A 21,804-nucleotide genomic window follows, 5' to 3' on the forward strand; every position below is an offset into this window, starting at 1 on the left:
AAAAACCCGTCGTTGTCATCGTCGCATTCGACCAAATCCGGTGGGTCTAAGTTGACTGGGGCTGAGTCTGTCACTGACAGCTCAAAGCTGGCTACCTCAAAGCAACTTGTATCGCCTTGGTTTTCTACTCTTACCCAAATGGTTTGAGGATTGCTCGTGTTTTGGTAGGTCGTAGGGTCGCCAATCGGGTTGACTCCGCCGGTGGCGTCGGGTTGAGTTTCATAATAGGTGACATTATGAGTACTCGAGTTTTGGTTAGGCCCTAACACAGTAACAGTATTCGATGTCAGGTCAAAACTTGAAGTCGCCGTACCGGCGCCATCATCACAATTTTCGATGTTGTTTGCCGGTAGTATCTCGACATTAAAGACTTCAATACTAAAGCTGGTGGTGACAAAGCAGCTGTCATCATTGACGTTAGCCGCTCTGATGAAAATATCTTCCTGAGCATTAGCCGGCTGGTAGTTAGCGGGATTTGGAATAGGATTATCGCCTGTATTGGCATCAGCAGCAGTATTGTGGTAAGTAATTTGTGTTTCACCAGCATTGAGTATTCCAAGATTGGCAGCATCGTACTGGGTCAGATCGAAAACAGGAGTAGCTGTAAAATCACTGCACTGAGACAGTGTTACAGGTGGGTTAAGGATTTCCGATTCTTCGGTCACACTCAATTGAAAGCTCACCACCGAAAAACAAGACGGATTACCGTTATTTTGAATCCTTACCCAGATAGGTTCCGGGTTGGTGGTGTTGGTATAGTTGTTCGGGTTGAGAATAGGACTGTCACCGTTTTGAGCATCATCATCGGAGGTATGATAAGAGATACTGTGAGTGGTGGTATCCTGATTGGGTCCAAATACCACATTATTCTGCTGAGTGAGGTCAAACTGGGTCTGGCCGGTATCTCCGGTAGGCGCACAAACCACAATATCCTGAGGTTGATTGGCCTCTACATCAAAAATTTGAATGCTAAAACTGGCTGTGGCAAAACAATTACTGTTATTAATATTTTCCGTACGAACGAAAATGGTTTCCGGATTGTTTGTAGGCGAATAGTTGTTCGGATCAACAATAGCATTGGTTCCGTCATCCGCATCTGCTTGGGTGTTGTGGTAGCTCAAAAGCGTTTCTGTAGGGTTTAAAATGCCGAGGATTCCTGCATTATTTTGGGTCAAGTCAAAAATTTGAGAATTGGTAAAATCTCCACATAATGACAGATCGATGGGATTATTAACGATTTCGGGTTGTTCGATAACGATCAAATTAAAGCTTTCCAAAGCATAGCAACTTGGGTCATCGTTGTTTTGCACGCGCACCCAAATGGTTTGAGGCGAATCGGTGCTGGTATAATTGTTTGGCGTTGCTATAGGGTTGACACCACCATCGGCATCGGCCTGGGAAATATGGTAAGAGATGCTATGGGTAGTGGAGTTTTGGTTGGTCCCAAATACACTTGAATTTTGGGCGGTCAAATCAAACTCGGTTTGTCCGCTATTGCCGGTTTGTGCGCATTTTTCAAGGTCTTCAAGTAGATTGGTTTCAACGTCAAAAATTTCTAAAATAAAACTCGTCGTGCTAAAACAATTTGAATCCGCAATATTTTCGGCTCGGATAAAAATGGTTTCGGGATTGTTTGCCGGCGTATAGTTGGCCGGATTGGCAATAGCGTTGGTTCCGGCATCGGCATCGGCTTGGGTGTTGTGGTAGGTTAGAACAGCATCTCCGGGGTTAGCAATACCAAGGGCGTCTGCATCATTTTGGATCATGTTGAATGTTTGAGTCAACGTAAAATCGCCGCACAAAGTGAGATTTTGTGGAGGAGTATTGATAACAGGGTTTAGAACAGGCGTGATTTGAAAAGAATCGACATCAAAGCAATCTGTAAACAAATTGTTGTCATGCCTTACCCAAATGGTTTGAGGATTTGAGGTATTTTCAAAGGCTTGAGGATTGGAAATTGGATTTGTAGCATCAACAGCATCTTGGTTAGATACGTGATAACTAATATCAATATCATTTGGATTTTCACCGTTTAATGCATTGGAGTCATTTTCAGTTAAATCAAAAACAGCAATTCCATCTGCGTCTTCGTCACAAGCTTCCAGGTCATTTAATTGGCCTATGTCAGGAGAAAAGCCATCAATCACAAAAGAAAAAAACATCACTTAAGCAACCTTCTCCTAAATTGTCACCAACGGTGTAATAAATTGTAAAAGGTACATTTGGTGGTGTAAAAGTGTCTGGGTTTGTAATAGGGTTTATACCATCAATGGCATCTTGTTGGCTTGTATAGAAAGTAACTTCAAAAGGATCTAGCCCTGGGTTTTCCGTCTCAAAATCAGGAAAATCATCTGTGAAATCATTGCTGAGATTATCTAGAATTGTATCGATATTTTGAGTTAAATCAAATGTTGGAACACTGCCCGAAGTACATTCAAAAATATCAAGGTTTTCAGAAAGGTCATCATTTTCATCAAATATAGGTATAAATTGAACATTGATGCAGTCTTCTGTATCATCACAATCTACAAGAGAAGAGGTGGGGATAACACAATACTCACCGGTTTCAGTAACATCTAGTGTCGGTTCATTTTCACCAGGGATGATAACACCGTCTTGTGTCCATTCAAAGGTAAACCCGGGAGGGGTTTGGCCATTAAAAACCTCTATGGTTTCAACTTCACCTTCACAAGCTACGATATCATCACCAAGATTAACTCCCAATTCAAAACTACCGCCTTCTAAAAATACAGCGGAATTTAGAATAGAGTCAGAAAAATCTGAAATTGCTAGTTTAATAGTATAGACCTGGCCTGGAATAACATCTGCCTGAGCTGTAAGAACACGCATTTGTCCATCGTATTTATGGTATGGAGGTGGTACATTGGTGTTGTCAAAAAACTGAGGAAATGCAAATTCTCCTAATGAACCTGCTGCACAACTAGTATTCGTATGCACATTCACAGCACTTACGGGCACAGTAGTTCCAGGAACTAAAGCAATATTTAATCCCCCTAAGTCTAAAGTTAAATCGGGAGTAGCAGGGTTAGCATCATGATCGTAGTCATTGGTATTAGAAATTCCTGGACCACTTAAGATAAATGCAAATGTGTCTGCAAAGGAACAAACAAAGCTTAAACTTGGGAAATTATATTCGTCAGAAGCAAACATATAATTAAATTGGATTTGATCTACAAATGGTGTAAATTCAAATTCAATAACTGTTGCATCATTGGTGTTACCACCACCAAGAGCACTTAAATCCGGATCACCTGGACCAAAAGGGTTTTCGGACGGCAAGCCGGTAGGGATCCCGCTTACACCTTCAGAAGACAATACAATTCCTTCTTCAAATGGAAAGTTAGAACACCCTTTATTAAAATAACCATAGCTGTCGAAACCTGCATTAGAGGCTTGAGCACTTAATGGCGAGTTAATGTTATCTACTAATGCACATTCACCTTGAATTAAGACTTCACTGACAAGTTGATCTAAAGTGAAATTATTATCATCAACTATAATAAGATTATCTCCAACAGTAATTGTAAAATTAATAGTTTCAAAACAACCAAAACTATCGGTTACTGTTAAACTGGCGTCAATAGTACCTGGATTATTAAAGGTTTGATTAACCGTTTGGCCTGACAATATTGTCCCTTGAAAATCCCACTCATAAGTCAAATCATTGGTAACTCCACTTGAGGTCGTTGCATCGCCAACAAAAGTTATGGGTTGATTGACCGGAACAAATTGCTGACCAGAACTATTTGTATTACAAATCGGGCTAATATCGGCCACCTCTGGCGTGATGGTTTGACAAGGCGGGCGGCAAGAAATCGCCGCATCCCAACCTGTAGCATTAAAAAATGTATTGGATTCAAAAACAATCGTCAGACATCCACTTGTATTGGCATTGGTCGCTGCAATAAAATTTAATTCAGGATTTCCAGCTAATGTTCCTGTAAAGGTGCCTAAAATAGCACCTGGATCAGGGTTGTCAGCATCATAAATGGTCATTTGATCGTCTCCATCATTAGCCAAGTCGAAACTACTAAACTCCAAAACTGTTTGTAAGTTAGGCCCATCAGGACATAGGGTAAGAGTAAAACTTTCACTTGTATTGTAATCTCCGCCAGCTCCACCTGAATCAAAAAACGTTCCTGTACACAGGTCAAACGACCCCTCTTGCATTAAGATATTTTGAGCAGATAAGCTTAAATAACTTAAACAAATGATAAAAATGGTCGTTATGAATTTCATAAACATTATTTTAACGCGTAAATATATGGAAATCGTTAATTTTGTGTTATCAAATCCTTAGAAAATTTAAATTATCATGTCTACCCAAATCAATATCGTTGAAACTTCTGATAAAAGCATATTAAAATTTGAAGCAAAAGACTTTCTTGTTAAACATAACAGTTTTGAATTCAATAATATAGAAGAGGCAAAAGATTCAACTTTAGCTCAACAACTCTTTCACCTTCCTTTTGTAAAAACGGTTTATATCGCCCAAAATTTTGTTGCGGTTCAAAAATACAATATTGTAGAGTGGGAAGATGTTCAGCAAGAACTTGCCGAACAAATTGAAAAATATATCAACTCCGGGCAAACTATTGTTGAAGAAACACCACAAGATCAGAAAAAAATTCCGGTTACGGTTTATGCTGAGAGTACTCCAAACCCTCATGTGATCAAATTTGTCGCCAACAAAAGATTAGTTTTACAACCTTTGGAGTTTAAAAGCATCGACGACACTGCTGAAGTCGAATTAGCTCAAAAATTGTTTCATTTTCCTTTTGTAAAGGAAGTTTATATGGATGATAATTTCATTTCTGTCCAAAAGTATGATATGGCAGAATGGGATGACATCACCATGGAACTCAGGGAGTTTATCAGGACTTATTTAGAAAAAAATGCGGAATTGGTAAAATCATCAAATTCTAAAAACGTTCAATCTACAGGCAATTCCTCAACTCAAACTCATACCGCGACAGAAAACCTTCAAGGCATTTCTAAGCAAATTTCAGAGATTTTAGAAGAGTATGTCAAACCAGCCGTAGCGAGTGATGGCGGGAATATTGTATTTCAATCTTACGATGAAGATAGTCAAGCTGTGCATGTTATATTGCAAGGTGCATGTAGTGGTTGCCCGTCTTCAACTATGACTTTAAAAAATGGTATAGAAAATTTACTAAAAGACATGTTGCCACAAAAAGTTAATGAAGTTGTAGCCATTAATGGGTAAATAAAAAAGTATAATTTAATTTCTCAAAAAAAAACCAAAGAATATTTAATTTTGCCCCAATAATTATATAGCCTAAGCGTTATATTTTAAAAATACTTTCATTTTGAACACACGATATTGGGGCATTATCACTTGTCTTCTCCTTTCTAATTTAATAATTGCACAGGCACAACACTCGCTAAAACTTACCAATTCCAAACTCGACAAGGTTGTTTTGAAAGAAATGCAAGTTGACACTTTAGTTTGGTATTTTGAAGATTTTAAAGAAAGTATAGTTATTGACTCTAGCTGGCAAAAATTATTATCAGATCAGCAATTGTTCAAACACCAACAAGATTTTTATACCAAAAAAAATTATATAGACACTGTTGATTACGACCTATCAACTGACACTTTAAAGCATCGCTTAGCATTATTAAATGCCAATACACCTTTGGACATTTCTTACAGCGAGGATTTAGAAAGACTCATTCAATATTATCTTAAACGTGAGAAACAAAATACAGAAAAACTGATACGTTTGAGCCAATATTACTTTCCTATGTTTGAGCGTATTTTTGATAAGCACAATATCCCTTTAGAAATTAAATATTTAGCCTTAGTAGAGTCTGCTTTAAATCCTAGAGCTAAATCCTGGGTTGGTGCAACTGGCTTGTGGCAATTTATGTATCATACCGGTAGAATGTATGACTTAGATGTAAGCAGTTATGTTGATGAACGCATGGATCCTATAAGATCTACTGAAGCTGCAGCCAAATATCTTAAACATTTATACGATATTTTTGAAGATTGGGATTTGGCTTTGGCGGCTTATAATTCTGGCCCAGGCAATGTCAATAAGGCGATTAGACGTAGTGGCGGTCAAAAAGATTATTGGTCTATCAGGCCCTATTTACCAAGGGAAACTTCTGCTTACGTACCATCTTTTTTGGCGATGCTATATATTTTTGAATATGCTGAAGCTCACGACTACCAACCGCATTCTACGCCTATGCCCTATTTGGCTACAGATACCATCCAAACTAAAAACTTAATTAAACTCGAACAAGTTGCTGAAATCACCAATACCAATATTGAATTTTTAAAGTTTCTCAATCCGAGTTATAAATTAGGGATTATCCCTTATGAGCCAGAAAAGAAATATACAATAAGGCTACCCTACAAAGCTGCGGGTTTATTTGTAGCCAATGAAAATAAATTTTACGATTATGCACAAAAAGATATTGCGGCTTCGGAAGAGACTTTACCTCAATATTACAAAGTCAGTGATAAAATTAGATATCGTGTGAGGCGTGGTGATTATTTAGGAAAAATTGCCAAGCGTTACGGGGTACGTGTTAGCGAAATCAAACGATGGAATGGTATGAGAAATAATAGAATTAATATTAGCGATCGATTGACAATATATCCTCGAAAAGCCAATTACACCCAAACCCCTATAAAGAAAAAGTCTACTCACACCACTGAGGGTTCAAAAACTACGTCGGCCAAGTCTAAAACCTATACCGTGAAGCCTGGAGATTCGCTTTGGAGTATTTCTAAACAATTTGAAGATTTAAGCGTTGAGGACCTCAAAAGAATCAACAACCTCAACAATGTAGGCTTAAAACCAGGGATGAGACTAAAAATAAGCTCTTAACTGCACACTTCCAGTATGAATAGCTTGAGTATCTGAAGACTTTCGCCCGGAATAATTTAAGTTTAAATCTAAAAATGAGGTGATTTTACGTTGAAAAAAAATTGTCCAGGTAAAATTATCCTCAGGCTGTAAGCCTTCTAACATTTGAAAAGCCACTGGCGAAAAACTATTGCCTTCAAAGTCATTCTTAATGTATTTAAATTCGCCATTAATATTATATCGACTTCCTTTGATAAATGTAAAAGAGGTTCCTAAGGCTTGTTGAGATAGAGCTTCATCGCCAGAAACATTGTCTTGAGTTTTATATTCATAAAAAGCATCAAAACGTTTTTGATCTGAAAATAAATAGGATATTTTCAGTTGAGCTTCTTCTGATTGAAGTTTAAAGTTGCGATTGTCAAAATTTTCTGAAATACTTTCATTTTCAGAAAAAATCAAATTTGTATTGAGTAACCATGATTCACCAAATTTATGTAATAAATCCCACTGGTGATTGGTCAATCTGTTTTCTTGTAAGCCGGTACTTAATAAGTTTTTATTGGTATTGGAGATAAAAGTATATGAATTGGTATAATGCTGTCGTCCACGGTTAAAAAATATGGTATTTCTAAAATTAGAGAATAAAGCTAATTCTTCTGCACCATCAGCACTAAAAGGATTAATTTGGATTGCATTACCGTCTCGAGCCAGTTTTCTATCAATACTGTAAGCGCTTTGATTAAAAAAATGGGATAAAACTTTTTTTATACCTTCTTCGCTTTCCCAAGATCTTAAATTTAAGGTCAACTGTTCAGAAAACCGATTTTGATTGACCCCCACAAAAATTTGGTTGGGCAGTAAAATTCTCACGTATTCTCCTTGATCCTGAAACTGGGCCAACTCAAACTCATTGAGTTCTTGTATACCATTTTCGTTATAATCTATCCAGGTATACTGGCCTTGTCCCGGCTCAACCTGAACAAAAGTAAAATCTTGACGAGCTATGCTTCCACTATTGGTTTCATAAGTTGTACGCAAATTTAATTTTTTGTCAAATAAAAACTGATTGTATTGCAAACGTATATTCACATTTTCTCTATCTGATGTATTGGGTCTGTTGAATTTAATTTTTCTAAAATTTCCAAAGAAACGAAGCTGAGTTGATTTGTTTTGGACCAAAGTCGACTTCAAATACACATCATTGGATGTAGATGCTCTGTCTAAAATACCTTGGGACAAACTATCGGTTTGACGATAACGATAGCCTATTTGAGCATAAACTGCCGTACTGTCGCCAACACCTACAAAACTTTCGTAATCTGTAAAACGCTGAGATTTGGCTGTCAAGCTATCGGTTTGCCTATTTAATTCCTGGTTGTCTTCTAAATCTATGCTCGCTCCAATCCAGTATTTATTAAAACTATAAGTCGATCGCGCATTAAGTCGAATAAATTCAGATTCAAATTGATCGGAATCAGAATTTAAAACACTGGTATTCAACTGAAATTGAATGGGTTTCCAATCTATAAGTGTTTGCAATTGATGTTTATCCCCTTTAAAGTTTTCTGAAAATTCTAAGTGATTAAATCTGTAAGTAGAAAATATTTTATCTTTCCAATTTAGTTTGGTGTATGCATCGGTCAATAGTTGATTACCCAATGGGTTTTCAATATTCCAATCTCTTGTAAATTCTACATTAAATAAACGCTCAATAGACATAAAATTATCTTCGATAAAATTGACATCTAAGCCCACATCAAGATTAAGACTATCTTGAGTTTGTATCAGGTTTTGGGTAATATTCATTCGGGCTGCAAGACCAGAATTATTATTATCGTCCAAATCGGAAAATAGATTTTGATCGTTTTCGCTTAAAGCGATTTCATAGTCAATTTTAGTTTTGTTTGATAAGTTATAGAACCCATTTACTGTAGCTATTTGAAGTTGTTGTGGTGCAATAAGCTGTTGAATTGGGGCAAAATTTCCCTGTGGGACACCGTTCTCCGGTGGCACAAATTCATAAATACTTGTAACGGCATTGTCATTATTTAAAATATAATTGCCTTGGTTTTGACCTACTTCTGTAAATGTCACGCTAAATAAAGTCTCCTCTGGATCATTAGAAAACACAAATGCTTCTATTCCATTGATAATTTCTTTTTTGTATAAAATTCTATTTTCAGAAAATTCAGTCTCCTGAGCACTTGGGACAAACATTTGGGCTTGGTCGTCTCCGGCCTCAGCTAGGGCCTGGACTTGAGATGCATTAAGACTTTGTTGTAAGGGTTGATTTTTAAGGTCGCTTTCGGTAAAATACATGCCATTGATACCCCAATTTTTTCTCTGATGACTACTTTTGGCTTGAGCGACAACTCGTGTAAAATTTTGTTCAGTAAATTGGTATTCTACAATAATCCGCATTTCTGAAGTGATGGGAAATGTAGGATTAAAGATGATTTCCCCGGCATTGTAGTTGATGACATAGTCGTAGTTTTCACCGCGTTGTAATCGCCTTCCATTTACAAATACAGCTTCACTGCCCGACACAATCAAAACAAACAATTCGCCATTGGGACCTCTTATTTTATAGGGGCCTTGATTGCCTTCCTGAGCAGTCAATTGATTTCGGGCAAAAACACCTCTGACTAGAGCTCCGGCGATACCGGCTTGGGTTTGTTGGTTTTCGCCAAACTGTGCATCAACCTTTAAGCCTTGTACACGCTTAGTGAATCTTGCAAAAAAAGACTGATCTTCAATCAAATCTATATCACCGGCACGAATACCCCAATTCGGACCTTGTAATTCAATAAAAATCTGATCAAATTCATCTAAACGTTGAGAAAACCCATTATCTTGAGTGGGTACATTTGCATCTTGAATAGAAGCTCTCAAGCTCACCTTTGGCGAAATTTGACCCGAGATTTGTAAATCCAATTCAGATTGGGTGACGGCATTTTGATTATTGCCGACTACTACAGCTCTTGAAATATTTCCACTGGTATTTAGACCTTTAAAAGGTGATGAAAAATCTTTGTCTTGTTCTTTGACTAAATCAAAATAGCTATCTTTATTTTGACGCGAGTTAAGAATAATTTTTGGGTCGTAAAGGCTGTAATTTTGGGTGAGAAATTTAGGTAAGGGGTAATATGTAACTTTAATTTTTTTAAACTTTTTTTTGAGCGAATCTTTAGGGTAAATCACAGCTTTACGAAAACTTACCTGATACCAGCTGCTATCAATACTTTCATCCTTTAGCGAAACCACTTTAAAATCAAATGGACTAATACTTGTGGTATCCACTTGGATGCTATCTGAGATTTGAAGCACTTTGGTCACAGGTTGATTTTGTGCCATAAGCGACACACTAAAGCACAGACCCAAAACAACAAAACACTTTTGCATAATGGTAAAACTAAAGGTTTTAGAATATATTATGTGAATTCAGGTTTAAAATTGAGTTCTATAAAAGTCTAATTTTAGGTAAAACGTTCACAACGTCAATATACCAAAGGGTTTAAACCCCTTGGATATCATATTTGGCATACTTAGTGGATCTGACAAAACGAGTTGACTTCGACTCCGCTCAGTCAACGGCGAAAGTGAGGTCTTGAAATTTAGGTTGTTTTGAATTGTAAGAAAAGGGTTTAAATAACTGTAAAATCAAAAAACCTCGCCAATGATTTGACGAGGTTTTATAATAATAATTGATGCGCTATTTATTGAAATTTTGTTTCAGGAATATCTTGATTAACCATGATGCCGTCAAAATTAATTTCAATATTTTGTGGTCCTATACTACGTACCAATTTGTGAGGCATAAGAACACCTTCAACTGGTTTGTAATCTGTATATTTTAGTGTGGATTCCATTGTTCTTCCCATTTGTTCTTGAGTTGTAACAGTTTTGATTTTAAGACCAGTTTCTACACTATAAAATGATTTTTGATCATCTGTGATTTGTATCACATAAGCATCACCTTGTTCTGTCGATTCTAGGTTTACTAATTCAAACTTTGATGCATCTTTAAGTTCTAAAAATAAGTATTCTGTCAATTTGGCTTCTTCTATTTGTTCAGGTGTTTTGTCTTTTCTCTGACCTTGCATTAGGTCGTAACCTTTTTCGCCGTCAAATGTTGATTTCATAACAGTCATTCCATTCATGCCAACTTCCATCAAAGACTTATTATTTTGCGTCATAATCATCTCCACATTAAAACTTTGTGGTCCAGCAGACATTGTCCCTTTCATCACAGCATTTTCAACACTTTCAACTTTGTCTTTACCACCAATAGCCTCAATATAATCATCAAAAATCGTTTGAACAGTTACACCTTCCGGTAAAGGTTTGTTGAACTCAGGTTTGTCGGTTTTGTTGCCGTATTTATCATAATATAGGACGGGAACAGATTTGTCTTCAAATTTAACTTTTTCTAAATTTTCAACAACTTCTGACCCTTTTCCTGCAATAACAATTTGCAAGTGGTTGATATCAAAATACTTTGCTGCGACCCGTTGAACGTCTTCTTGCGTTACAGCGTTGACCTTTTGCAGGTAGGTTTTATAAAAATCCTCTGGCAAATTTTCTGTTCTAATATTTAAAGCATAGTTAGCAACCGTTGAAGGTCTTTCCAGTCTAAGTACGAAGTTTCCTGCAAATTTTTTCTTGGTATCTTCAAGTTTTTGAGCATCGACTGGCTCTGTTCTTATACGTTTAATTTCTTTAAGAATTTCAACTACTGCTGAGTCTGTCACTTCATTTCTCACACTGACTGATGCTCTAAAGCGAGAAGCATAACGGTCAGCGCCAATACTTGAACGTGCGCCATAAGTGTAGCCTTTATCTTCTCTGAGGTTCATATTAAGGTAACTTCCAAAACTTCCACCCAAAATCTGGTTTGCAACTAATACAGGGAAATAATCTTCGTCAGTCATTTTTAAATCAACTGTGTTTTGAGCGATAATTTCACTTTGAACGGCGTTAGGCATATTGACAAAATCGATTTGTCGGTATTGGGCTTTTCTAGGTTCAGGCAACTCAAACTCTGGTGCTTTTTCAGCTTTCCAATTTTTAAAATAGTCTTTAACTAATTTTTTAGCTTCTTTCTTATTGATATCTCCAATAAATGCCATATAAGCATTTCCCGGTACGAAGAAATTACGATAATAATTTTTAACGTCTTGGAGCGTTATTTTTTCAACACTTTCTTCTGTAGTATACTGTCCATATGGGTGGTTTTTAGAATAGGCTAAAACTGAACTCACACGGTTGGCAATGGCGCCAACATTTTTTGCATCAGCCTTAAGGCCTTCTATGAGTTTAGCTTTTTCAGCATCAAATTCTTCTTGGGTAAAGACGGGATTTAAACCACCGTCAGCCATCAATTCAAATACACGAGGAAAGTATTTCGTTAAAGAACTGGCGTAAGCATATTCTGCACCTAAATTTACCGTAGCTCCAAGGAATTCAATTTCTTCATTGTATTCGTCTTTACTTAAATTTTTGGTTCCTGTACCAAGTAAAGCAGAAGTTAAAGTTGCAACACCTGGTTTTTCAACACGGTGAGGTTTATTATCAATAACAAGTCTAACAGATACTCTGGGAAGTTTGTGGTCTTCAACCACTAAAACTTCTAATCCGTTATCCATTTTAAAGGTATCAGGTTCGCCTAGGTTAATTTCTGGCGCTGGTCCCGGTTTTGGCATTTGACTTCTATCTATCTGTGCAACTAAGCTTGTTGTCACAAAACATAATAGCAAGATATAGCTGAATTTGAATTTCATAATTATAATATTTTTATTTTTCGTTTTCTGGTAAATAGTCCATTTCTAGACGTTTGTCTTCTTGAAGGTATTTATTGGCAACTTCTTTAATTTCTTCTCGTGTTATACTTCTGTAAATTTCAATTTCATCATTAATTAAACTCACATCTCCATAAAGCATATGATAAGTTGCTAATGAAGAGGCAATACCTTGTACAGAACTATTTGAACTTACAAATCTATTTTCAAAAGTATTTTGTAATTTTTCGTATTCTCTTTCTGAAATCAATTCTGTTTTCAGTTTTTCAATTTCTTCATCCATCACAGCTGCTAATTTTTCTAAGGAATTATCTCCTAATGGCAGTGCAGCAATTAGGTATGTTCCATAATCTTCCATAGAACGAGCAAATGCTAAAACTTGAAGTGCAATTTTATCATCATCTACCATTCTCTTATATAGTCTAGAGGTCTTACCACCTGAAAGTACAGAAGATATCATATCTAACACATAGGCATCTCGGTCTTTCATAGAAGGAGTCCTGTAAACAAAAGCTTTTAAAGGAATTTGTATATTACTGTCGTATTCAGTAACTTCTATTTTGTTTTGTATGGGGTCTTCTTTAATGTTGACTCGCTCTATTTCTGGTTTTGAAGGTATTGGTCCAAAATAACTTTTAATTAATTTGATGGTTTCTCCAATTTTGAAGTCTCCAGCCACAACCAAGGTCGCATTATTTGGACCGTAGTATTTGCCAAAAAATGCTTTAAACTCATCAAGCTTTGCAGCATCTAAATCTTCCATCGTCCCAATGACCGAATTTTTGTAAGGGTGTTTTTTAAACAAGTGCTTATTGACACCTGTTGAATAGGCAATTTTACCATATGGGGCATTGTCTATACGTGTTCTTTTTTCTTCCTTAACTACCTCATTTTGTGTATCTACACCAACTTGGTTGATTACGGGGTGTAACATACGTTCAGATTCCATCCAAAGACCTAATTCTAATGCATTTGAAGGAAAAGTCTCGTAGTAATATGTTCTGTCTTGTGTGGTATTGGCATTATTGCTTCCTCCATTGGCTGAAACAATATTAAACCATTCTCCTCTTTCAATATTTTTTGTGCCTTCAAAGAGTAAATGCTCAAAGAAATGTGCAAAACCTGTTCTTCCTGGAGCTTCATCTTTTGCACCAACGTGATACATCACTCCAACCGTAACGACTGGTGCAGAATTGTCTTGATGTAAAATGACGTCTAAGCCATTGGAGAGTTCATAAGTTTCGTAGTCTATTTCTTGCCCAAAACCTATGGCTACAAACAGACACATCAACATGCTGATGATAAATTGTTTTTTCATTTTAGTTAATTTTTAATTTGTTACAGTATAAGTACTAAATATACAATATTGTTACAATAATACCGTATATTTTTTTTAAAAGTCTCTGAAAAGGGCTATGCAGTCAAATTTTAAAGAAATTTTATCATTTTTCACTTACGATATTATCAATTTAAGCGTTTGATGACTCAAGTATAGTAATGTCCAAGCTTGAGTGTTTGCCAATTTTGGTAAAATAAAAATGTATTTGTACAAGTTAAATCATGCATTAAATAATTAATATATGCTTCAAGCCTTTAAAATTATTATTTTAGCAACCCATAATGAATCGCAAATACATGATTGAATTTAATTTTTCGAAATGGAATAAGATTGCTGCTTGGTTGACTTTTACTATAGCTCTTGTCACTTATGCAATGACTGTTGAGCCAACCTTAAGTTTTTGGGATGCTGGCGAGTATATAGCCACTTCATCAAAATTGCAAGTGGGTCATCCACCAGGGGCTCCACTTTACCAAATGTTAGGTGCTGTATTTTCAATTTTTGCTCCTGAAGCCTCACAGGTTGCCTTGATGGTCAACATGATGTCTGGGCTATCTGCAGCATTTGCTGTTTTATTTATGTTTTGGAGTGTGGTGTTGTTGTTTAGAAAAATTTATCCTGACTTAGAAAATGGCTCAGTAAGCAGACAAATTATGGTTTTGAGCGCGGCGTTTATCGGGGCTTTGAGTTTGACCTTTTCTGACAGTTTTTGGTTTAATGCCGTTGAAGCCGAAGTCTATGCTATGGCATCGTGTATCATGGCTATTTTGTTTTACGTAGGTTTACTGTGGGAACGCGATATGCATAAACCCAGAGGAAATCGTTGGTTGATCTTGATCAGTTTTATTGTCGGGTTGTCTTTTGGCGTTCACTTCATGGGGCTGCTTACTATTCCTGCAATTGGGTATATGTACTATTTTAAAAATACTAAAACCATCACGGTGAAAAACTTTGTGGTGTCGAGCTTAATTATTGTCGGCTCTTTGATGTTTATTTTTAAATTTTTGTTGCCGTACAGTTTGACGTTTTTTGCCAAATCTGAGTTGTTTTTTGTGAATAGTATTGGTTTACCTTTCCATTCAGGAACTGTCATTGCAGGTTTAGTAGTGATTGTGTTTTTTATCTTTGCTTTGAAGCTCACTCGTCAAAAGGGATACCCTATTATTAATTCTGTTATATTATGCATACTGTTTATTTTTATAGGATTCTCCAGTTGGATCATGTTACCGATTCGAGCCAATGCCGGAACGACTATCAATGAAAACAATCCAAGTAGTGCGCAGGCACTTCTCGCATACTACAATCGAGACCAATATCCTGAAGTGAAATTATTTTATGGACCACAATTTACGGATATGTTTGCCGGTCTTGATCCCGATAATCCATACTCTGACGAAGAACCTAAATATGAACGAGATGAAAAACTAGGGAAATATGTAATTGTCAATGATTATAAAAACGCTAAACAAAACCCCAATAGCAAGCATAAAACATTCTTACCACGGATGTGGAGTTTTGAGCATGCAGAAAATTATTTGGCATACGCTGGTGCCATAGAGTTTACCATTAAACCTGAATATCAACGCAGCGAAGAACTCAATCAGATTGTCAACCAGTTTAGGAGTGATTTTAATAATGGAAAAATAGGTGCCGAGGGTTACATTTCATTTTTACAAGATTTTGCACCCTATCTCGATATTGAAAAACCTTCTGCTTTTGCTAATTTTTCTTATATGATTGAACACCAATTTATGTATATGTATTGGCGTTATTTTATGTGGAATTTTACAGGTCGACAAAACGATATTCAAGGACAAGGAACTGACTTGAATGGCAACTGGGTAAGCGGTATAAAATTTATTGACGAATGGCGCTTAGGCAATCAAGATGAGTTGACAACCGATATGAAAACCAACAAGGCCAGAAATACGTATTACTTTTTGCCATTAATTTTAGGAATTATTGGTTTACTATTTCACTATCAAAAGGATAAAAAGTCGTTTTGGGTGTTGCTGGTCTTTTTCTTATTTACCAGTATAGCTTTAAAAATTTATCTGAATGAACGTCCGTTTGAACCTCGTGAGCGCGATTATGCTTTAGTCGGGTCGTTTTATGTCTACTGTATGTGGATTGGTTTTGGAGTATTTAGCTTATATGACAGTTTTAGGCAATACTTGTCTTCTAAAATTCTTGTGCCTTTAGTGAGCGTAATTTGTCTTTTGGCAGCACCAATTTTAATGGCGAGCGAAAATTGGGATGACCACGACCGCTCTAACCGCTACTCAGCATTGACGATGGCTAAAAAATATCTGGATTCGGTGGATGAAAATGCGATATTATTTACCATTGGCGATAATGACACTTTTGCACTTTGGTACGCCCAAGAGATTCTTGGATACCGCACTGATGTGCGTGTTGTGAATACTCAACTATTTGCTACAGATTGGTATATTGATCAAATGCGACGAAAAGCCTATAAAAGTGAACCTTTGCAAACTTATCTTGAACATAAAGATTACAGCTATGGCACTAATGAGGCAGTTTGGTTTAATGAGAATAAAAATTACCCCGATACTTTAGATATTGATACTTGGATTAAATTTATCAAATTAGATGATAAACGCACAAAAGCTGAATTGCAAAGTGGTCAGTGGGTCAATACGTTCCCAACAAAACACATTAGAATTCCAGTTAATAAAGAAAATGCCTTAAATTCTGGTATTGTTAAGACCAAAGATGCGAATAAAATTGTCGATGAAATTGTCATTAAAATCCCGGGGCAATTGGTTTACAAACACCGTTTGCTGATGCTAGATGTTTTGGCCAATACCGATTGGGAACGCCCTATTTATTTTACAGGTGGAAGCTATGACAGTGCAGATTTCCTCTGGATGAAAGACTATTTACAACTCGATGGTGTTTGTTATAAGCTAGTCCCTATCAAAACCGATTTTAATCCTAAAACCGATGTTGACATGGGTAGAATTGATGCCGATAAAATGTACAATATTGTGATGAATTGGGATTGGAAAAATAGCGGAAAAGACAACATTTACTACGATGTTGAGACCCGAAGAAACTCGATTACTTATCGCAGTAATATGGCGAGACTAGCCGATACACTTAGAAAAGAAAAACAGTATGAAAAAGCTGAAGAAGTATTGGATCTGTCGATGGAAAAAATGCCAGTAAAGCATTTTGGCTATTATACTTTACTTAATCCAATTATTGAAGTGTATTACAAACTTGATAACGTTGAAAAAGCTAGAACGATATGGCAAGATGTGGCTAAAAAATATCAAGAAAAACTCAGGTATTTCAGCAGCTTAAACTACGAAAGGCAAAGCCAGTTGGCTGAAGAGATTTCGACAGAAATACAGCGGTATCGTTCGTTAGTCGATATGTTGATTTATGTTCAAGATGATGAAATGATGCAAAAAGAAGCTGAAACTTTTAATTCATATTTAGAGCTTTTTGATTACGGTAGTCAGCTTGAAGAAACACCTTCTGAAGAAGACTTGATGAATGAACTTTTAAACGCTGAAGATTCGACTTCAGCAGATTCAATGCCTGAGCAAACGGAATGATACCTGCTAAAACACCGACTTTAGTGAGTCGCTATTTTAAAGACTATATTTGGGATAAACCAAATAGCGAAAATGAAATTTATTTAACTTTTGATGATGGGCCAATTCCTGAAGTTACACCTTGGGTCTTAGAAGTTTTAAAACAATATCAAATTAAAGCCACATTTTTTTGTGTGGGGGAAAATATTGAGAAACATCCTGAAATATTTAAACAGATTTTAGCGCAAAATCACGCTGCTGGAAATCATACTTACAACCACCTAAAAGGTTGGAAAACCTCAGCAGAAACCTATCTGGACAACATCCAAAACACTCAAAGTGTCATCAACACATTTGGTGCCAACACCTCTTTATTTCGGCCGCCTTATGGCAAAATGACAACTGCACAGTCAAAAGCCATTATTAATTTAGGTTTTGATGTGATCATGTGGTCTGTTTTGGGTAAAGATTACAGCTCTAAGCTGTCTCCCCAAAAAGTATATGATAACATTATCAACAATACTACTTCGGGCAGTATCATTGTCTGTCATGATAATATTAAAGCTTATGAAAATTTACAAAAGGTATTACCAAAAGCTATTGAAACGTTATTAGAAAAGGGGTTTGTGTTTGGAAGACTTTAGCTTTTAGCCGCTTTAAAAATATAATTCTTGTAATAGCCTTTCTGGTCTAAGAAAGACTTTTGGGGTTTTAAGCCAGATTGAGCAGCCAGCCATTCTACAACGGCATCGTCGTATTTTTGTGAAATCTCTACATGTATACTTTCCCAAGCTTCAAACTTAACTTGTAAGTCCAGCTTTTTAATTTTGACATTTTGTTCTTTTAAACTCACTAAATAACTTAAAGCCGTTCCGGTTTCTGGGTTGTAGGTTTCCCAATGCATAAATTGGTCTAAATCGAAGTCAGCTTCAAATTGTCGGTTGATGCGTCTTAATATATTTTTATTAAACTTTTCCGTGATTTTGGCATCGTCATTATAAGCATTGAGAATAGTTTGAGGATGTTTTTTTTGGTCAAATCCTAAAAACAAAACATCATCTTCCTGCATATTACGCTGTATTTTTTTTAAAAATTTGATAGCATCTTTGTGCAGCAAATTACCAATATTGGATCCTAAAAATAAAATGACCTTTTTGCGATTTCCGTATTTATCAAGTTCAGAAAGGACATCAAAATAAGTCCCTTGTTTAGCATAAACATTAGCTTCCGGAATTTCTTGTTTGAGAGATTTGGTCAGTTCGTCTAAAACATTTTGACTAATATCAATAGGGAAATAATCAAAATTATAATTTTTGTCGACCAGTTCTTTTAAAAGAATTTTGGTTTTTTTGCCGTCACCAGCACCGAGTTCTATGAGATCAAAGCCTTCATCATTAGAAAATGCTTCACATATTTCAGTTTTGTGTAAACTCAATATGTCAAATTCACAGTTGGTAAGATAGTATTCCGGCATGGCCATAATAATTTGAAATAGCTTATCACCACGCTGGTCGTAAATATATTTTGAAGGTAAATGTTTTGGGTAATCTATCAAGCCTTTGATAACGTCTTTTTCGAACTGTGTTTGTGTTTTTTCCATATAAGTTTTACCTTGTGTCGTTAAGATTTCGCTAACCTCACAGCGTTAAATTGCCATCGGAGTTGTGGGTGAAAAAAATTGCGATAGCTCGGTCTACTATGCTCAGGAGATGTTGCCAGAGATTGACCTCTTAACACTTTTTGATTCACCATAAATTTACCATTATATTCGCCTAAAGCACCTTCTGCTTTTTGGTATCTTGGATAAGGTAAATAAGCACTTTCTGTCCATTCCCAAGCTTGTCCCCAATCGAAATGGTCTTGGGCCGCTTCCCACTCAAACTCGGTTGGCAGACGCATGCCTTTCCACTGTGCAAAGGCAAAGGCTTCATAATAGGAAATATGACTTAAAGGTTCATCTAGATTAAGAGCCTTTAATCCTGATAAACTAAATCTCATCCATTGCTCATCAACGAAATGCCAATATTTAGGCGATGAAATTTTGTGTTGTTGAAGCCAGTCCCAAGCTTCGGCATGCCAAAGCAGAACTTGGTTGTAACCACCATCCTGTATAAATTCTAAATATTCTGCATTTGTAACTAGTCGATTACTGATTTTAAAATTTTCGAGATAGACTTGGTGACGGGCTAATTCATTATCATAACAAAAGCCATCGCCATTGTGACCAATTTCATACAAGCCTTCTTTAATATCAATCCAGTCTTGTTTTTGGGTTTCAACTTGTAGTTCTTTAAATGTATTATCGTAAACCGGGAACAATGGGTTATGCCCAAGGATATATTTAATATCTGTCAGTAAAAGTTCTTGATGTTGTTTTTCGTGATGAATGCCAATTTCTATGATTTTGCACAACTCATCTTCTATAGAGGTTTCAAAAAGTTTTTGCATGTGCAAGTTGACATATTTACGATAGTCATAGACTTTATCTACACTTGGTCGAGATAAGTTGCCACGATTGGTGCGCATCACTTTCTTGCCAACACTTTCGTAGTAAGAATTAAATACAAAAGCAAAATCTTGATGAAACAATTGGTAATTCTCTAGGTGTTGTTTTAATACAAATTCTTCAAAAAACCATGTGGTATGACCGAGGTGCCATTTGGGTGGCGACACATCCACTACGGGTTGCACAACATAGTCTTCTATTGCTAATGGCTTACAAATTTGAGTAGTAAGCTCTCTTGTTTCTCTAAAGTTATCAGATAATTTTTTAGAATCCATAGTCTTTGGTTCTTCCATTTAATCTATTCCGCTTTCATTCTTTCATAAAATATTTGCCAGTTGAGTGTCCAAGTTTTTCCATTATCTACTGAGCTTTCCCAATCCCATCTAAAGGTGTTTTAGTAATGTGATGAAAAACCATCCGTTGTTTGAACATTGTACCATCTTTTCTTTTAGGGGTTTGGGTTTCAAAAATACGTTTATCACCATCAATTTTACCAGTAAAATTATAATAGTCGCCTTGATTATCAATCCAAGTTTGTCTCCAAACATCAGATTGTGGTTGATATACAGATAAACTTTTACCTTTGAATCCTTTTTGATTTACGCTGGTTATTTTAAAATTCTCTTCGATAACTTGATCATCAAGCGTTTTCAAAACTATATTTGTACCTTTTCCAACATTTCCATCGGGTTCTTTCCAACTTACATTCCATTTTCCAACCCAAAAGTCAAAATAATGATCTGGTTTTAACTCTTGTCCGTAAATGAGTGATGAGCTGTATAAAAAGCTGAATAAAAATATTATAGATTTCATGAATAAGGTTAAATATTATACGGCGACCTTACCTTTTATATGCGGATGTGGGTTGTAGTTAACCAATTCAAAATCTTCAAATTTAAAGTCAAAAATGGATTTTACTTCGGGGTTAATTTTCATTTCCGGTAATGGCCTAAAATCTCTTGTGAGCTGAAGCTCGACTTGTTCAAAGTGATTTTTATAGATGTGAGCATCTCCAAATGTGTGAATAAAATCGCCGTAACCTAAATCACAGACTTGAGCAATCATCATTGTTAAAAGGGCATAAGATGCAATATTAAAAGGCACGCCGAGAAAAATATCGGCACTGCGTTGATAAAGTTGACAAGACAACTTGCCATCAGCAACGTAAAATTGAAAAAACGCATGGCAAGGTGGAAGTGCAACTTTACCATTAGCGACGTTTTCTGCAAAAGATTTTGTCGTATCTGGCAATACACTTGGATTCCATGCAGTAACAAGTATTCTACGGCTATCTGGTTTATTTTTAATGGTATCAATTACCTCAGCAAGTTGATCGATGTTATCTTTATTCCAATTACGCCATTGGCGTCCATAAACCGGACCTAAATCTCCGTTTTCATCAGCCCATTCATTCCATATTCTTACACCATTATCTTGTAGATATTTGACGTTGGTATCGCCTTTTATAAACCACAACAATTCATGAATGATAGATTTGAGATGTATCTTCTTTGTTGTGACTAAAGGAAATCCTTCATTGAGATCAAAACGCATTTGGTACCCAAACACGCTTCGTGTGCCAGTTCCCGTTCTGTCATTTTTATCCTTACCGTGTTCTAAGACATGCTTTATCAGGTCATGGTATTGTTTCATTTTTTTTATTTTAATTTAATCGTTATGAATAAGCCAGATAATTATTCATTTTCAGTAATTTGATTTCTAAACTAAT

Annotated in this window: 12 protein-coding genes and 1 pseudogene; 4 read left to right on the plus strand and 9 right to left on the minus strand. The window is 36.1% G+C overall.

Translation table 11 applies throughout. From position 1 onward, the window contains the following. A pseudogene (locus FCN74_RS00005) lies at positions 1 to 2,162 on the minus strand (hypothetical protein); the annotation flags it as partial. Then, a complete protein-coding gene (locus tag FCN74_RS00010) occupies positions 2,140 to 4,260 on the minus strand; it encodes a choice-of-anchor L domain-containing protein (protein WP_171047067.1) in 2,121 nt (706 codons plus the stop codon). The pseudogene FCN74_RS00005 and the gene FCN74_RS00010, both read right to left, overlap by 23 nt. A gap of 76 nt (positions 4,261 to 4,336) precedes the next feature. Between FCN74_RS00010 and FCN74_RS00015 the strand changes: the two genes are divergently transcribed. Together FCN74_RS00015 and FCN74_RS00020 are read left to right on the plus strand one after the other, a co-directional pair. Next, a complete protein-coding gene (locus tag FCN74_RS00015) occupies positions 4,337 to 5,248 on the plus strand; it encodes a NifU family protein (RefSeq protein WP_138930552.1) in 912 nt (303 codons plus the stop codon). Positions 5,249 to 5,351: 103 nt separating this feature from the next. Continuing rightward, complete coding sequence (locus FCN74_RS00020; RefSeq protein ID WP_246062517.1) at positions 5,352 to 6,887, plus strand: lytic transglycosylase domain-containing protein; 1,536 nt, start codon at positions 5,352 to 5,354, stop codon at positions 6,885 to 6,887. Here FCN74_RS00020 and FCN74_RS00025 read toward each other — a convergent pair. The 3 genes from FCN74_RS00025 to FCN74_RS00035 all read right to left on the minus strand — a co-directional run bounded on the left by FCN74_RS00025 (position 6,870) and on the right by FCN74_RS00035 (position 13,952). After that, positions 6,870 to 10,268, minus strand: coding sequence for a hypothetical protein (locus FCN74_RS00025; RefSeq protein WP_138930553.1), 3,399 nt, complete (start codon positions 10,266 to 10,268; stop codon positions 6,870 to 6,872). The genes FCN74_RS00020 and FCN74_RS00025 overlap by 18 nt on opposite strands. 314 nt (positions 10,269 to 10,582) lie before the next feature. Beyond that, complete coding sequence (locus FCN74_RS00030) at positions 10,583 to 12,646, minus strand: M16 family metallopeptidase (protein ID WP_138930554.1); 2,064 nt, start codon at positions 12,644 to 12,646, stop codon at positions 10,583 to 10,585. A 13-nt stretch (positions 12,647 to 12,659) separates the two neighbouring features. Then, entirely contained in the window at positions 12,660 to 13,952 is a 1,293-nt protein-coding gene (locus FCN74_RS00035; RefSeq protein WP_394348020.1) for a M16 family metallopeptidase, read from the minus strand. A gap of 347 nt (positions 13,953 to 14,299) precedes the next feature. Between FCN74_RS00035 and FCN74_RS00040 the strand changes: the two genes are divergently transcribed. Together FCN74_RS00040 and FCN74_RS00045 are read left to right on the plus strand one after the other, a co-directional pair. After that, positions 14,300 to 17,590: a DUF2723 domain-containing protein gene (locus tag FCN74_RS00040; RefSeq protein WP_138930556.1), complete on the plus strand. Its 3,291-nt coding sequence runs from the start codon at positions 14,300 to 14,302 to the stop codon at positions 17,588 to 17,590. After that, positions 17,587 to 18,213, plus strand: coding sequence for a polysaccharide deacetylase family protein (locus tag FCN74_RS00045; RefSeq protein ID WP_138930557.1), 627 nt, complete (start codon positions 17,587 to 17,589; stop codon positions 18,211 to 18,213). Before FCN74_RS00040 ends, FCN74_RS00045 begins: the two co-directional genes overlap by 4 nt. On the opposite strand, the gene FCN74_RS00050 is transcribed toward FCN74_RS00045, so the two are convergent. The 4 genes from FCN74_RS00050 to FCN74_RS00065 form a co-directional block, all read right to left on the minus strand. Next, positions 18,210 to 19,169: an L-histidine N(alpha)-methyltransferase gene (locus FCN74_RS00050; RefSeq protein ID WP_138930558.1), complete on the minus strand. Its 960-nt coding sequence runs from the start codon at positions 19,167 to 19,169 to the stop codon at positions 18,210 to 18,212. The genes FCN74_RS00045 and FCN74_RS00050 overlap by 4 nt on opposite strands. Before the next feature lie 20 nt (positions 19,170 to 19,189). After that, entirely contained in the window at positions 19,190 to 20,350 is a 1,161-nt protein-coding gene (egtB, locus tag FCN74_RS00055) for an ergothioneine biosynthesis protein EgtB (protein WP_138930559.1), read from the minus strand. Positions 20,351 to 20,435: 85 nt separating this feature from the next. Then, complete coding sequence (locus FCN74_RS00060; protein ID WP_138930560.1) at positions 20,436 to 20,888, minus strand: DUF1579 family protein; 453 nt, start codon at positions 20,886 to 20,888, stop codon at positions 20,436 to 20,438. 15 nt (positions 20,889 to 20,903) lie between these two features. Next, complete coding sequence (locus FCN74_RS00065; RefSeq protein ID WP_138930561.1) at positions 20,904 to 21,728, minus strand: thymidylate synthase; 825 nt, start codon at positions 21,726 to 21,728, stop codon at positions 20,904 to 20,906. Between the last annotated feature and the right edge of the window lie 76 nt (positions 21,729 to 21,804).

This window comes from Mesohalobacter halotolerans (assembly GCF_006120725.1).
GTDB lineage: Bacteria > Bacteroidota > Bacteroidia > Flavobacteriales > Flavobacteriaceae > Psychroflexus > Psychroflexus halotolerans.

Coding starts and splice junctions, on each gene's coding strand:
- FCN74_RS00035 (WP_394348020.1), bottom strand. CDS start 13,952: ATGTGTCTGTTTGTAGCCATAGGTTTTGGGCAAGAAATAGACTACGAA.
- egtB (WP_138930559.1), bottom strand. CDS start 20,350: ATGGATTCTAAAAAATTATCTGATAACTTTAGAGAAACAAGAGAGCTT.
- FCN74_RS00025 (WP_138930553.1), bottom strand. CDS start 10,268: ATGCAAAAGTGTTTTGTTGTTTTGGGTCTGTGCTTTAGTGTGTCGCTT.
- FCN74_RS00040 (WP_138930556.1), top strand. CDS start 14,300: ATGATTGAATTTAATTTTTCGAAATGGAATAAGATTGCTGCTTGGTTG.
- FCN74_RS00060 (WP_138930560.1), bottom strand. CDS start 20,888: ATGAAATCTATAATATTTTTATTCAGCTTTTTATACAGCTCATCACTC.
- FCN74_RS00010 (WP_171047067.1), bottom strand. CDS start 4,260: ATGAAATTCATAACGACCATTTTTATCATTTGTTTAAGTTATTTAAGC.
- FCN74_RS00030 (WP_138930554.1), bottom strand. CDS start 12,646: ATGAAATTCAAATTCAGCTATATCTTGCTATTATGTTTTGTGACAACA.
- FCN74_RS00015 (WP_138930552.1), top strand. CDS start 4,337: ATGTCTACCCAAATCAATATCGTTGAAACTTCTGATAAAAGCATATTA.
- FCN74_RS00050 (WP_138930558.1), bottom strand. CDS start 19,169: ATGGAAAAAACACAAACACAGTTCGAAAAAGACGTTATCAAAGGCTTG.
- FCN74_RS00065 (WP_138930561.1), bottom strand. CDS start 21,728: ATGAAACAATACCATGACCTGATAAAGCATGTCTTAGAACACGGTAAG.
- FCN74_RS00045 (WP_138930557.1), top strand. CDS start 17,587: ATGATACCTGCTAAAACACCGACTTTAGTGAGTCGCTATTTTAAAGAC.